This is a genomic window from Deinococcus radiodurans R1 = ATCC 13939 = DSM 20539, assembly GCF_000008565.1.
Classification (GTDB): Bacteria; Deinococcota; Deinococci; order Deinococcales; family Deinococcaceae; genus Deinococcus; species Deinococcus radiodurans.
The window spans coordinates 338,799-352,573 of the sequence record NC_001264.1 but is presented as its reverse complement, the minus strand read 5'-3'; the positions used below and the strand labels follow the sequence as shown (position 1 = coordinate 352,573).

Below are 13,775 nucleotides of genomic sequence, written 5' to 3'. Positions count from 1 at the left end.
TCTACTGCTTGACGTTCGGTTTGCTCGGCAGAGCCGCGCCACGCTCGGCGTAATAGACCAGCCAGCTTGTCATGTGAATGCTGGCGTCACGCTCGGCGCCGTCTTCGAGCTTGGATAAGTGGTCCTGGCCGTCGACCAGCGCCTTATAAGTCAGGGTATGAGGTCCAGGACCTGTCGCGGCGGCGCTGAGGTCGCTGTTCCACAGCTTGACGCCCTGGCCGGGACACCAGTTGTTGCGCCCGTAGACCCAGGTGCCGGACTGGTTGGGTACCACTCCATCCTTGACCTGCTCAAAGCATCCCAGCGGATTGTCGGTCACCGGGCTGCTCAGCGTGAAGTCGTTGCCGTTCACGGTGACGTGGTGAACGGTATTGCAGAACTCAGCGCAGCTCTTGGAATCGTTGAAGCCGTGTCCCGTGACCAGCGTCGAGAACTCGACTTTCTTGGCCCAGGCCGGGCGCTCGAAGGTTACTGGGGCCTGCCGGGTGTTATAAGCCCCGTCCCCGAAAGCCCCGCCGAACTTGAGTGGCGCGGCCCAGACGGGAATCAGGGCATTGCCTTTGTTCTGGAAGCGCAGATTCATCGTCACCTTGTAAGGCTGCACCGTCCAGTAAGCGAGGCGCACCTTGCCGTTCACCGCCTTTTCGCGCAGTACGGCGAGCAGCGGACTAATGTCGGTGACCCAACGGCCACTGTTCCAGTAGGGCGTGATGTCACGGGCAAGTTCCTGATTGCACTTGGTGAGGTCGAGAGGATCACAAATATAGAGGTTCGTTTCGTAGTCCCAGGGAGGACAGGCCGATTTGCGCGCAGCGTCGCAGGCCAGGGCACGGTCAAGTTCTAGGGTGTCGAACTGCGCAAAGTTGGCGGGCAAGGTCACGTCGGCGTAGATCATTTCTTTGCGCCAGCTGGGGTCTTTGGCCAACTGGCTCTTGAAGACGGGTACAACTGTAACTTTGCCGCTCTTGTCCTCGTTCTGGAGGCGGGTTTTGAGTGCCGTTTCCCAACTCAGGTACTCGCCTTCCTTGCGCACTGAAGAGAAAGGGTCCACCGGCTTAACTCCGTCCTCTTCGAGGTAGGAATTAAACACGTAGGGAATCGGACCAGTATCGGTTGCGGTGCCGTCGGGCGAGATACGCAGGACGCTGGGTAACACGCGCAGGTTGGTCACTTCCACCCGCGCCGTCTTGCCGCTTTGCAGGGCGCCGACGAGCTGAGTGCCTTCCTTGTTGGGCAGTAGGGCGAGGATAGCCGACTTACAGGTGTCGTCGCAGGCGCCCCGGATGACGCCCAGAGGACTGTCGTTGTTGATGAGCAGAACTGCCGCCGCGCCGCGCTTGGTAGCGGCCTTGACCTTGTCGGTAAAGCCGCAGGTGCCGCGCAGGATAACCGCTGCCTTGCCCGCTACGTCGTTGACAGGTGCCTTGTCACCGCAGGCATCGTTGCCGTACAGAACAGCATCGAGGGCCACCGTGCCCGTAAAGCTTTTGCCGATGCCCGAATCGCCGAGCGCGATGACTTGCAAGCTGCCGCCATTCCAGCTCGTTTTCACGTCGCGCAGGTCCGTGCCCCACTGGTCGAGCAATTTGCCGAGCGCCGAATCTGGGGCAGGCGGCGCACTTGCCACGACCACATTGACGCCACTCAGCCCCGCCGACGTGACGGCGGTGCGCAGTTCGTCAGCGCGGGCCTGAATCTCAGTTGCAGTTGCGCCTCCTGGGAGCAGCAGATAAGTCACGTCTGCTGGGCCGCCCTGCAATTTGCTGAGGTCGCCGGCCCAAATGGCAGCGCCTTCGGGTGAGCGAGTGTCCTTGCTGACCACGACGACGTTTTTTCCACTGAGATTCACATTGCCCTGGGCCGTTTGAACGGTCAGCGCGTTGGGATCGCTCGGGGTACTGAGCAGGCCGCATCCACTGAGCAGCAAGACAGAGGTCAGGGACAGGACGGAAAGAGTAAAGCGCATACGACCTCCTGCACGTCTATTCTATGAGAGACGTGAGCTGAACTTGAAGTTGGCCGGTACCTTATCGCAGATGCTCGGGGAATGACAAACCTGCTTTAAAAGTCGGACTTCTCGGTAACATTGGTTTCTCCAGAGACACATCATGGCCGTCCTGACTTTGCAGTGTCAGAACGGCCACTCGGTGCTTTAACCTACACGCTCAGGTAACGCTGCACCGCACTCGGCTGCACGTCGGCAGTCAGGCCGCTTTCGACCACGCGCCCGCGTTGCAGCACGTAATAGCGGTCGGCAAAGGCCCAGGCGAAATCGAGGTACTGCTCGACCAGCAAGACCGCCACCCGCAACTCGGCGCGGATGCGGCCCAGTGCGGCCTCGATGTCCTGCACGATGCTCGGCTGAATGCCCTCGGTGGGCTCATCGAGCAGCAGGTAGGCGGGCCGGGTGACCAGCGCGCGCCCGATGGCGACCTGCTGCTGTTGCCCGCCCGACAGGTTGCCGGCCTTGCGGGCCCGCATGTCGTGGCAAATGGGAAAAAGGTCGTACACCAGAGGAGGAATCTCCTTTTTCGTCGCGGGCCGCCCGCCGAGCGCCGAGAGGCCCATAAGCAGGTTTTCCTCGACGGTCAGGTGGGAAAACAGGCCCCGGCCCTGCGGCACGTAGGCCAGCCCGGCGCGGGCGCGGGCAAAAGCCGGTGCGTGTTCGACGGCCTCGCCGCCCAGCCGGACCCCACCCGCCGTGACCGGGTGCAGGCCACTGATGGTTCGCAGCAGGGTGGATTTGCCGACGCCGTTGCGCCCGATCAATGCCACCGCCTCGGCGTCGCGCACTTCCAGGTCGATGTCGAACAGCACCGGGCTTTGGCCGTAAGCGGCGCTGACGTGTTCGAGCTTGAGCATGTCTTCTCCTTCTTATTCTTAGAGCAGTTCTCCGAATTACGCGGGTGTCCAAACAGCACCGCCACCCGCTGCATTCTTCGTCCTGCTCCGTGTTTTGTACTCGCTTCGCTCGCCAAAAAGCTGTGCCATCTTTTTGTCAAAGGCTCTAATCCGCCGCTTCTCGGGGACGGCCCAGGTAGATTTCCATCACGTCGGGGTCATTTCTCAGGTGGTCGAGGTCGCCTTCCCGGAACACCTGCCCCTGGTGCAGCACCGTGACGGGAGCGGCGAGCAACTCGACAAACTGCATGTCGTGGTCAATGACGAGCACCGCGTGTTTGCCGGCCAGCGAGCGAATCAGCTCGGCGGTCTGCGCCGTCTCCTGGGCCGTCATGCCGGCGGTGGGTTCGTCGAGCAGCAGCAGGGCGGGCCGGCCCGCCACCACCATGCCGATTTCCAGCCATTGTTTTTCGCCGTGCGCGAGTTCGCTCGCCATCACGTCCTGACGTTCACCCAGGCCGGTCAGGGCCAGCAGTTCGTCGGTTCGGGCTTCTTCCTCCTGCCGTCGCCGGGGGGAAAAGCTGGCCAGCACCCCCTTGTCGGCGCGCACGGCCAGCCGCAGGTTGTCACGGACACTCAGGCCGTCGAGCACCCCCGGCGCCTGAAACTTGCGGCAGATGCCCCGGCGAGCGATCAGGTGTTCGGGCAGGCCAGAAATCTTTTCTCCCCGGAAATACACCTCGCCCGCCGCCGGGCGCACCTTGCCGATAATGGTGTCGAGCAGGGTGCTTTTGCCCGCGCCGTTGGGGCCGATCAGCACCCGCAGGCTGCCCGGCTGCACCGAGAGCGAGAGGTCTTGCAGCGCCTTGAAGCCGCCGAAAGACACTGTCACGCCGCGCACCTCGAGCAGCTCAGGCGACATCGCGCACCTCGCGCAGTTCGGGCGCAGGGAGAGGAACCGGCGTCCGGCGGCGAGTGAGCAGCCCCGCCACCCCCTGCGGCAGGAACATCACCACGCCGACAAACAGTCCGCCCATGACATACAGCCAAGCGTCGGGGGCGGCGCTCGAAATGCGGTCTTTGGCAAGTTCACCCAGCACCAGGCCGCCCGCCGCGCCCCACAGGCTGGCCCGCCCGCCGAGAGCGACCCACACGACGAGTTCGATGGAAAAGGCGACGCCGATCATCGCGGGCGAAATCGTGCCGAGGTGCAGGGTGTACAGCGCCCCCGACAGCCCCGAGAGCACGCCGCCGAGCACGAAGGCCGCCACCTTGAACGCCGCCGGGTTGTAGCCCAGAAAGCGGGTGCGGTTTTCGTTGTCGCGCACGGCGGTGAGCAGCGAGCCGAAAGGGGTCCGCAGCAGCCAGGCCGTTCCCGCCAGGCTCAGCGCGAGCAGCAGCACCGTCGCCCAGTACAGCCCCCGCGCAAAGGCGTCGCTGCGCATGTTCAGCCCCAGAAACGTCTGAAAGTCGGTGATGCCGTTCGTGCCGCTCGTCAGCCCCTGGGCGCCGCTGAGCCAGGTCACGAAGGCGAGCACCAGCGCCTGCGTAATGATGGACACGAATACCCCCGTGATGCGCCGCCGGAACATCAGCCAGCCGATGAGAAAGGCGGCGAGCCCCGGCAACGCGACCACCATCAGCAGCGCGAAGGGCGCCGAGTGAAACGGCTGCCAGAACCAGGGCAACTTCTCGACGCCGTTGTAGAGCATGAAGTCGGGCAGTTCGCCTTTGGGCGTCGCCGCGAGCTTGAGGTGCATGGCGAGGGCGTAGCCCCCCAGCCCGAAAAACAGGCCCTGGCCCAGGCTGAGGATGCCGGCGCGGCCCCACACCACGCACACGCCCAGCGCGGCGAGCGCCAGCGCCAGCACGCGCCCGAGCAGCGTCAGCGCGTACCCCCCGAGCACAAAGGGAGTGAGCAGGAGCAGCGCCGTGAGGACGACCAGCGCGAGCATGGAAGTGCGGTAAGCCGTCTCCGGGCGGGTCATGCGTCCTCCAGAGCGCGGGACTCGGTGGGAAACAGGCCGCGCGGTTTCCACTGCAAGAACGCCACCACCAGCACCAGCAGCGCGGCCTGCGCGAGGCTCTCGCTGGTCAGGCCCTCGGCCAACGCCGTGAGGCTGCCGAGCAATATGGCCGCGACGCCCGCGCCGAGCACGCTGCCCACGCCGCCGACCACCACGACGAGAAAGGCATTGACCATGTACGCCGCGCCGACGGTAGGGTTAACTGGGGCAAGCAGCGCGAGGCCCACGCCCGCCACCCCCGCAATGCCCGCGCCGAGGGAAAAGACGAGCAGGTCGAGTGCCCGGGTGTTGACGCCCAGCGCCGCCGCCATCTCACGGTTCTGGTTGACCGCCCGCACCACCATGCCGAAGCGGGTGCGCGAGAGCAGCCACCACACCGCGCCGATCACCAGCAGGGAAAGCGCGATGACGAACAGGCGGCTGCCCGGCATGGTCACGGCGCCCAGCGTCACGCTGCCCGACAGCCAGGCGGGAGCCGTGACCGGCACGCCCGTGCTGCCGAACACCTGCCGCGCGGCCTGTTGCAGGATCAAGCTGATGCCGAAGGTTGCCAGCAGCGTGTCGAGCGGGCGCCCGTAGAGCCGCCGGATGACCAGCACTTCCAGCAGGGCGCCCAGCAGCGCCGTGCCCACGAAGGCGAGCGGAAAAGCGACCCACAGGTAGCCGTCGCCCAGGGCGGGGCCGGTCCAGCGGGCCGCGAGGTAGGTCAGGTAACCGCCCACCATCAGAAATTCGCCGTGCGCCATGTTGATGACCCGCATCAGCCCGAAGGTCAGCGCCAGCCCCAGCGCCGCCAGCAGCAGGATGGACGCCACCGAGAGCCCGGTGAACAGTTGGTTGGCAAGGAAGGTCAGGTCCATGTGTATTGCTCCGCAGTCAAATAGAGGGGTGGGGCAAACAGGGGAGGAGAGCCGCTCAGGGGCAGGTCTTGCCGGGAAAGGCGAGCTTGTCGTAGGGCTGCGGCTGCACCACGCCCCGGCTCTGCGCCACCGTCTTGAACTGCCCGCCCGCGCCGCTTTGTCCGGTGTAGACGCCCTGCGTCAGGCTGCCGCTCTTGTCCACGGTGACTTTGCCGAGGGGACTGTTCAGGCTCACGCCCACGATGGCTTTGCGAACGGCAACGGGGTCGAAGGATTTCGCTTTTTCGACGGCGGCCTTCCAGAGGTAAACGTCGAGATAAGCGTGCGCCATCGGGTCGGTGACTACTGCGCCCGCGCCGTACTTTTTCTTGTAGGCAGCCACGAACTTTTTGTTGGCGGCGCCGGGGAGGCTCTGGAAATAGTTCCAGGTGGCGTACTGGCCTTGCAGCAGTTGCGGCCCGATGGCCTGCGCTTCTTGCTCGGCGATGGAAAACGAGATGACGGGCAGGGTGGCGGCGCTGTAGCCCGCGGCCTGATACTGCTTGAAAAAAGAGACATTGCTGTCGCCGTTGAGCGTGTTGATGATGACCTGCGGTTTGGCCGCTTTGATCTTGTTGATCACGCTCGAAAACTCGGTGCCCCCGAGCGCGACGTATTCTTCGCCCGCCAGTTTGGCCCCCGACGCCGCGATGTGCTTTTTCAGAATCAGGTTGGCCGTGCGCGGATACACGTAGTCCGAGCCGAGCAAAAAGATGTTCTTGTAGCCCTTGCTGAGCGCCCATTCGAGCGCCGGGAGCGCTTGCTGGTTGGGCTGCGCCCCGGTGTAGATGATGTTGGGGCTGCACTCGTTGCCCTCGAACTGCACCGGGTAGAACAGCAGGCCCTTATTTTTTTCGAAGACCGGCAGCATCGCCTTGCGGCTTGCACTCGTCCACCCGCCAAACACCGCCGCCACCCGGTCCTGGGTGAGCAGCTTCTCGGCCTTGGTGGCAAAGGTGGGCCAGTCGGACGCGCCGTCTTCCTTCACGATAACGAGCTTCTTGCCCAGCACCCCGCCCGCCGCGTTGATTTCGTCCACGGCGAGCTGGGTCGCGTTGGCGACGGTGAGTTCGGAAATAGCCATCGTGCCGGTCAGCGAGTGCAGCACGCCGACCTTCACGGTGCCCTGGGCGGAGGCGACAGGAGCGAGAGCAAACAGGGCCAGCGTCAGAGAAATGCGGTGCTTCATGGGCAGCCTCCTGGTGATTCAGCGGTCGGGGTTCCTCCACTGAGCCAAATTTGTGCAATTTGTCAAAAATTTTTTGAACAAAACGCACAAACAGGTGTAGGTTAGGCGGTGGTATCTGCCAGAAGACGACAGTTGTTTAGAAAATGTTTTCCTCTGGTTTTTCAACCCCTGTACGTTCAGCCTGGGATGCGCTGGCCCCCCCCCGCGCCGGCCCCCGGAGGACGCCTGCATGCAACTCACCGAACGAGAGCGCGACAAATTGCTGATTTTCACGGCGGCCCAGCTCGCCCGCGAACGCCGCGCCAGAGGGCTGAAACTCAACCACCCCGAGGCGGTCGCCCTCATTACCGCTGAAGTCCTCGAAGGCATCCGCGACGGGCGGCGGGTCGAGGACCTGATGAGCTTCGGCGCGGCCATCCTGACGCCCGACGACGTGCTCGACGGCGTGCCAGAGCTGATTCACGAGATTCAGGTCGAGGGCACCTTCCCCGACGGCACCAAGCTCGTCACCGTCCACGACCCCATTCGCGGCGCGGCGAGCCGGCGGGTGGCGGGCGAGTACCTGCTGGAAGGTGGCGAGATTGAACTCAACGCCGGGCGGCCCGTCACCACGCTGACCGTCGCCAACACCGCTGACCGCCCGGTGCAGGTGGGCAGCCACTTTCACTTTTTCGAGGTGAACGCCGGGCTGCGTTTCGACCGAGCCGCCGCGTATGGTTTCCGCCTCAACATCCCCGCCGGGACCGCTGTGCGTTTCGAGCCCGGTGAGGAAAGGGAAGTGGACCTCGTGCCGCTCGGCGGAAGTCGCACCGTGTACGGCATGAACGCGCTGGTGAACGGCGACCTCGACGCGCCGGGCACCCGCGAGGCCGCGCTCGAAGGCGCCCGGGCGGCGGGTTTCGGGGGCGCACAGTGAAAGTCAGCCGCCAGCAGTACGCCGACCTTTACGGCCCCACGGTGGGCGACCGCGTGCGCCTCGGCGACACCGAGCTGCTTATCGAGGTCGAGCGCGACCTGACGACCTACGGTGAGGAGGTCAAATTCGGCGGCGGCAAGGTCATCCGCGACGGCCTGGGCCAGAGCAGCGCCGCCACCCGAGACGACGCCAACGTCCCCGACCTCGTGATCACCAACGCGCTGATTCTGGATTACTGGGGCGTTATCAAGGCCGACGTGGGCGTCAAAAACGGGCGCATCTCGGCCATCGGTAAGGCGGGCAACCCCGGCACCCAGGACGGCGTGACGCCGGGGCTGACCATCGCCGCGAGCACCGAAATAGTGGCGGGCGAGGGCCTGGTTCTCACGGCGGGCGGGGTGGACACCCACATCCATTTCATCGCGCCGCAGCAGTGCTGGACGGCGCTCGAGTCGGGCGTGACCACCATGATTGGCGGCGGCACCGGCCCCACAGCGGGCACTTCGGCCACGACCTGCACGCCGGGCCAGTGGCACATTCACCGGATGCTGGAGAGCCTCGCCGGGCTGCCACTCAATTTCGGGCTGCTCGGCAAGGGCAACGCGAGCACCCAGCCTCCGCTGGCCGAGCAGATTCGGGCCGGGGCGCTCGGCCTCAAACTGCACGAGGACTGGGGCACCACCCCCGCCGCCATTCACGCCGCGCTCAGCGTCGCCGAGGACTACGACGTGCAGGTCGCCATCCACACCGACACCCTCAACGAGTCGGGCTTCGTCGAGGACGCCATTCGGGCCTTCGCCGGGCGCACCATCCACACCTTTCACACCGAGGGCGCCGGGGGCGGGCACGCGCCGGACATCATCCGGGTGGCGGGGCTGCCCAACGTCCTCCCGAGCAGCACCAACCCCACCATGCCGTTTACGGTGAACACCATCCACGAGCACCTCGACATGCTGATGGTCTGCCACCACCTCTCGCCGCGCATTCCCGAGGACGTGCACTTTGCCGAGTCGCGCATTCGCCCCGAAACGATTGCCGCCGAGGACGTGCTGCACGACCTGGGCGTGTTCTCGATGATGAGCAGCGACTCGCAGGCGATGGGGCGCGTGGGCGAGGTGATTACCCGCACCTGGCAGGCCGCGCACAAGATGAAGGTGCAGCGCGGGCCGCTTGCGCCCGATGGCCGCGCCGACAACTTCCGCGCCCGGCGCTACGTCGCCAAGTACACCATCAACCCCGCCATCGCCCACGGCATCAGCCACGAAGTCGGCAGCGTGGAAGTCGGCAAACTCGCCGACCTCGTGCTGTGGAGCCCGGCTTTTTTTGGGGCCAAGCCCAGCCTGATTCTCAAGGGCGGTCTGGTGGTCGCCGCGCAGATGGGCGACGCCAACGCCAGCATTCCCACGCCGCAGCCGGTCTACCCGCGCCCGATGTTCGCCGCTTATGGGGGCTGCCCGGACGCCACCTGCCTGCATTTCGTGTCTCAGGCGGGGCTGGAAGGCGGACACTTGCCCGACGTGGGCCGCCGCTACAGCGCCGTGAAACACACCCGCGACATCGGCAAAAAAGACATGCAGCTCAACGCCGAGACGCCTGATATTCAGGTCAACCCCGAGACCTACGAGGTGCGCGTGAACGGCGAACTCGTGACCTGCGAGCCGGTGGACGAACTGCCGCTGGCGCAGAAGTACTTCCTATTCTGAAAAAGGTGGTCTGATGAAGAAAATCCGTGTTCTGTCGGTTCTGCTGTTGGCCTCGTCGGCCCTGGCCCATTCCGGCCAGCACGCTGCGGGCTTCGCGGCGGGGGTGGCTCATCCCCTGTCGGGCCTCGACCACCTGCTGGCGATGGTGGCGGTGGGCGTGTTGGCCGCGCCGTTTGGCCGCCGGGGTCTGCTGGTGCCGCTGGCGTTTGTGGCGGCCATGGTGCTGGGCGGCCTGCTGGGCATCCACGGCGTTCATCTGCCGTTCGTCGAACAGGGCGTGGCCCTGAGTGTGACGGTGCTGGGGCTGCTGCTGGCTTTCACAGCCCGGCTGAGTCTTCCGGCCCTCGCCGCCGTGGTGGGGGTAATGGGCCTTTTTCACGGTCACGCTCACGGCACCGAACTGCCGCCAGGCCTGAGCGCCGCCGAGTTTTTCGCGGGGTTCACCCTCAGCACGGTCGGCCTCCACGCTGCCGGCTATGGCCTGGGCCGGCTGGGGGCGCGGGGCGTCTGGACCCGCCGCCTGGTGGGGGGCGGCGTCGCTCTGGCCGGCATCGGCCTGCTGCTCGGTTGAGGATTTCGACCTATGCACGAAGCTTCCATCGCCCTCGCGCTCATCGACGTGGCCGGCGACGTGCTGCGCGAACACGGCGCCGCCCGCGCCTCGGCGCTGACCGTGCGGGTGGGGCAGTGGTCGAGCGTGGTGCCTGAAGCGCTGGCCGCCGCGTTTCCCGCCTGCGCCGAGGGCACGCCGCTCGCCGGAGCGCGCCTGAGCATCGAGCGGGTGCCGGGCGTCGGCGAGTGCCCGCAGCACGGCCCCGTCGAACTGGAAGTCTGGCGGGGCCTACGCTGTCCGCTGTGCGGAGCGCCCACGCCGAGGCTCTTGCAAGGCGACGAACTTGAATTAGATCAGCTCGAATTAGACCAGCTTGAATTGGAGAATCTATGACTGCGACTGCTCCCCGAATCGTCACCGTTCGTCAGAACATCCTCAAAGCCAACGATCACACTGCCGCCGAGAATCGCCGGACTTTCGAGGCGGCGGGCGTGCGGGCCATCAACCTCGCGAGCAGCCCCGGCGCGGGCAAGACGGCGCTGCTCGAACGCACCCTGCGTGACCTTGCCAGGGGGCTGAACATGGCGGTGGCGGTGGGCGACCTCGCCACCGACAACGACGCCGCGCGGCTGCGGCAGTGGGGCGCGCAGGCCGAGCAGATCGTCACCGGCACCGTCTGCCACCTCGACGCGGCGATGGTGGGCGAGGTGCTGCCGCGCTTCGACCTCGCGGCCCTCGACGTGCTGTTTCTGGAAAACGTGGGCAACCTGGTGTGCCCGAGTTCCTACGACCTCGGCGAAGCGGCGCGCGCCGTGCTCATCTCGACCACCGAGGGCGAGGACAAGCCGCTGAAGTACCCCACCATGTTCAACACGGCGGACGTGGTGGTGATTACGAAAATGGACATTGCCGACGCGGTGGGCTTCGACCGCGCCCTGTGCCGCGAGAACATCGACCGGGCGCGGCCCGGCGTGCCGGTCATCGAACTGAGCAGCCGCCAGGGCGAAGGGCTGGACGCCTGGTACGCCTTCGTGCGGGGCGAGCGTTGACGAGGCTGACCGGCCTGCGCCGCCCGCTGTTGCCTATCGCTGGGGCCAAGCAAGCGCCGGAACAGGCGATAGACGGGCCACAGGTCGAAGTCCCCCTGACCGCCGTAGACCGCCGCCGGGTGCGCCGCCGCCTGCACGCTCCGGACGGCGCCGAGTTGCAGCTTGCCTTTCCCACAGGCACGGTCCTCAGCCCCGGCACCGTGCTGGGCACGCGGGGCGGCGTGAGTTACGTGGTGAGCGCCGCGCCCGAGGACGTCGCAGTCGTGGTGCCGCGCACGCTGGCCGAGGCCGCCCACACCGCGCACGCCGTGGGCAACCTGCACCGCGATTTCGTGGAAGACGCAGGGGCTTTCCTGACCCCCTGGGACGCCCCCATCGAGCTGCTGCTCACGCGGCTGGGCGTGCCATTTACGCGCGAGACGCGGCCTTTTCACGGGCGCCCGAGCTGGGAGCACGAGGGATGAACCTGCGCCTGCTGCAACTCGCCGATTCGGCCTTTCCCACCGGGGCCTACGCCTTCAGCGACGGCCTCGAAACCCTGACGCAGCGCGGCGAAGTGCGGACCGCCGACGACCTCGCCGCCTTTCTCGCCGGGCAACTCGCGCACGGCTGGGGGCAGCAGGACGCGCCCGCCTGTGCGCTGGCGTGGGGGGCGGGTGCCGATGACCTCAGCGACCTCGACGCCCTGCTGAGCGACCTCAAGCTGGTCGAAGGCCCGCGCCGCGCCAGCCTGCGGGTCGGGGCCAACCTGCGCCGGGCGGCGCGTCACCTCTGGCCGGACGAGCTCGCCGGGGTGCCGCCCACCACGCACCACGCGACCACCTTCGGCGCCGTCGCCTGCGTGCTGGGGGCGGGCCGCGAGGACGCCATGACCGCCTACGTCTCGGCCTGGCTGCTCGGGCGCGTGACCTCGGCCACCCGGCTGATGAAACTCGGCGGCCTGGACGCCCAGCGCTGCGCGGCCCGCTGCGAGGCGGCGGCGCAGTCGTGCGTCGGCTTTGCCCTGAGCGCCACCCCCGACGACCTCGGCGGCTTCGCCCCCCTGCTCGACATCGCCGCGCAGGAGCAGGCCACCCTCGACCAGCGGCTTTTTCAGAGCTGAAAGCAGAAAGGAATGTTGCTATGACTCCCCTCAAAATCGGCGTCGGCGGCCCGGTCGGCAGCGGCAAGACCGCGCTGCTTGAAGTGCTGTGCCGCGAGCTGCGCGACCGTTACGACCTCGCCGTCATCACCAACGACATCTACACCTTCGAGGACCAGCGCATCCTGACCCGCGCCGCCGCGCTGGCCCCTGAACGCATCCGCGGCGTGCAGACCGGCGGCTGCCCCCACACCGCCATCCGGGAAGACAGTTCGCTCAATCAGGAAACCGTCGAGGCGCTGCAAGGCGAGTTTCCCGGCCTCGAACTGCTGTTCATTGAGTCGGGGGGCGACAACCTCGCGTCCTCCTTTTCGCCCGAGCTGGTGGACGCCTGGCTGTTCGTCCTCGACGTGGCGGGCGGCGAAAAAGTGCCGCGCAAGGGCGGCCCCGGCATCCGGCACTCCGACCTGCTCGTCATCAACAAGACCGACCTCGCTCCGCTGGTGGGCGCCGACCTGCGCGTGATGGATGCCGACGCGCGGGCGCAGCGCAGGGCTGGAGATGAAGTACGCCCCTACGTCTTCACCAACCTCAAAAGCGGGGCGGGCGTGGACGAAATCATCGCCTGGATCGAGCACGACCTGCTGTTTCGGGACGTGACGCCGCCACGGGTCGGTCTTTGACTACGCTGGGAACGCCCGTCAGCCTGGGCCGCCGCACCCGCACCGGGCGCCTCGAACTCGAATTCGGCGTGCGGCACGGGCAAACGGCGCTGCTGCGCGACCTGCAAAAAGCGCCTCTGATGGTGGTGCGGCCCTTCCGTCTGCCGTGCGGCACCTTGATGGTCTTTATCGTCAACCCGACCGGCGGCGTGCTCGGCGGCGACCACAGCGAGATTCACGTGGAGGCGGGCGCGGGAACACGGGTGCTTATCCTCACGCAGTCGGCCACGCGGGTGCAGCCCTCACCGGGGGGCGAGTGGGCCACCCAGGAACTGCACTTTCACGTCGGGGTCGGGGCACGGCTGGAGTACTACCCCGAGCGCACCCTGCCCTTTGCGGGCAGCCGCTTTCGCCAGCACTTGCGGGCTGATTTGGGCGCGGGGGCCGAGTTCGGGCTGCTCGAAACCCTGGCGAGCGGGCGGGTGCAGATGGGCGAGCGGCTCGCCTGGGCCGACTACCGCAGCGAGGTCAGCGTGTACGCTGCGCAGGAGCGCGTCTACCTCGACCGCCAGCACTTCAGGCCGGGGCCGCACAGCCGCGCGCCGGGGGTGCTCGGCGGTAACGATTACTTCGCCAGCGGCGTGTGGGTGGCCGGCGACTCGGCTGCCGGACGCCCAGCAGCCGAGTCGCCGACCACGGCGCCGGGCTGGGCGAGTGGCCTCAGCGCCGGGGGAGCCGTCTGGGCGCGCGGCGTGGCGGCGACGGGACCGGCACTCGACCACGCCGCCCGGCAGCTCCGTGAGCAGGTGCGACACGACCTGTTCGGGGCCGCGCCGCTCGTGCTGCGCCGCTGAG

Annotated in this window: 15 protein-coding genes; 9 read left to right on the top strand and 6 right to left on the bottom strand. The window is 66.8% G+C overall.

From position 1 onward, the window contains the following. Position 1 precedes the first annotated feature (1 nt). The 6 genes from DR_RS15220 to urtA all read right to left on the bottom strand — a co-directional run bounded on the left by DR_RS15220 (position 2) and on the right by urtA (position 6,956). Entirely contained in the window at positions 2-1,966 is a 1,965-nt protein-coding gene (locus tag DR_RS15220) for a peptide-N-glycosidase F-related protein (protein WP_010889584.1), read from the bottom strand. A 191-nt stretch (positions 1,967-2,157) separates the two neighbouring features. After that, positions 2,158-2,862 (bottom strand): urea ABC transporter ATP-binding subunit UrtE, encoded by a 705-nt coding sequence (urtE, locus tag DR_RS15215; RefSeq protein WP_010889583.1) that lies wholly within the window; start codon positions 2,860-2,862, stop codon positions 2,158-2,160. Positions 2,863-3,007: 145 nt separating this feature from the next. Further along, entirely contained in the window at positions 3,008-3,763 is a 756-nt protein-coding gene (gene urtD, locus DR_RS15205) for an urea ABC transporter ATP-binding protein UrtD (RefSeq protein WP_010889582.1), read from the bottom strand. After that, the gene (urtC, locus tag DR_RS15200; protein WP_010889581.1) at positions 3,753-4,829 is read right to left on the bottom strand and encodes an urea ABC transporter permease subunit UrtC; all 1,077 of its coding nucleotides are present in this window, start codon (positions 4,827-4,829) and stop codon (positions 3,753-3,755) included. The genes urtD and urtC overlap by 11 nt, the downstream gene beginning before the upstream one ends. Continuing rightward, positions 4,826-5,728: an urea ABC transporter permease subunit UrtB gene (gene urtB / locus DR_RS15195; protein WP_010889580.1), complete on the bottom strand. Its 903-nt coding sequence runs from the start codon at positions 5,726-5,728 to the stop codon at positions 4,826-4,828. Before urtB ends, urtC begins: the two co-directional genes overlap by 4 nt. Before the next feature lie 55 nt (positions 5,729-5,783). Further along, positions 5,784-6,956, bottom strand: coding sequence for an urea ABC transporter substrate-binding protein (urtA, locus tag DR_RS15190; protein ID WP_010889579.1), 1,173 nt, complete (start codon positions 6,954-6,956; stop codon positions 5,784-5,786). Between the two features lie 229 nt (positions 6,957-7,185). Here urtA and DR_RS15185 point away from each other — a divergent pair, with 229 nt between their 5' ends. From DR_RS15185 to DR_RS15145, 9 genes are read left to right on the top strand one after another with little or no spacing between them, the layout of a single operon-like run. Beyond that, positions 7,186-7,872 carry an urease subunit beta gene (locus tag DR_RS15185; RefSeq protein WP_010889578.1) on the top strand — a complete coding sequence of 229 codons (687 nt, stop codon included), beginning with the start codon at positions 7,186-7,188 and terminating at the stop codon, positions 7,870-7,872. Then, on the top strand, positions 7,869-9,575 hold the full coding sequence (gene ureC, locus DR_RS15180; RefSeq protein ID WP_010889577.1) for an urease subunit alpha: 1,707 nt from the start codon (positions 7,869-7,871) through the stop codon (positions 9,573-9,575). Before DR_RS15185 ends, ureC begins: the two co-directional genes overlap by 4 nt. Before the next feature lie 13 nt (positions 9,576-9,588). After that, positions 9,589-10,146 carry a HupE/UreJ family protein gene (locus tag DR_RS15175; protein ID WP_010889576.1) on the top strand — a complete coding sequence of 186 codons (558 nt, stop codon included), beginning with the start codon at positions 9,589-9,591 and terminating at the stop codon, positions 10,144-10,146. A gap of 12 nt (positions 10,147-10,158) precedes the next feature. Continuing rightward, positions 10,159-10,521 carry a hydrogenase maturation nickel metallochaperone HypA gene (locus tag DR_RS15170; RefSeq protein WP_010889575.1) on the top strand — a complete coding sequence of 121 codons (363 nt, stop codon included), beginning with the start codon at positions 10,159-10,161 and terminating at the stop codon, positions 10,519-10,521. Then, entirely contained in the window at positions 10,518-11,177 is a 660-nt protein-coding gene (gene hypB, locus DR_RS15165; RefSeq protein WP_010889574.1) for a hydrogenase nickel incorporation protein HypB, read from the top strand. Before DR_RS15170 ends, hypB begins: the two co-directional genes overlap by 4 nt. Continuing rightward, a complete protein-coding gene (gene ureE, locus DR_RS15160; protein ID WP_010889573.1) occupies positions 11,174-11,641 on the top strand; it encodes an urease accessory protein UreE in 468 nt (155 codons plus the stop codon). The genes hypB and ureE overlap by 4 nt, the downstream gene beginning before the upstream one ends. Then, complete coding sequence (locus tag DR_RS15155) at positions 11,638-12,279, top strand: urease accessory protein UreF (protein WP_010889572.1); 642 nt, start codon at positions 11,638-11,640, stop codon at positions 12,277-12,279. The genes ureE and DR_RS15155 overlap by 4 nt, the downstream gene beginning before the upstream one ends. A 20-nt stretch (positions 12,280-12,299) precedes the next feature. Next, the gene (gene ureG / locus DR_RS15150) at positions 12,300-12,941 is read left to right on the top strand and encodes an urease accessory protein UreG (protein ID WP_010889571.1); all 642 of its coding nucleotides are present in this window, start codon (positions 12,300-12,302) and stop codon (positions 12,939-12,941) included. Further along, on the top strand, positions 12,938-13,774 hold the full coding sequence (locus tag DR_RS15145; RefSeq protein WP_010889570.1) for an urease accessory protein UreD: 837 nt from the start codon (positions 12,938-12,940) through the stop codon (positions 13,772-13,774). The genes ureG and DR_RS15145 overlap by 4 nt, the downstream gene beginning before the upstream one ends. The last annotated feature ends 1 nt before the right edge of the window (position 13,775 follow it).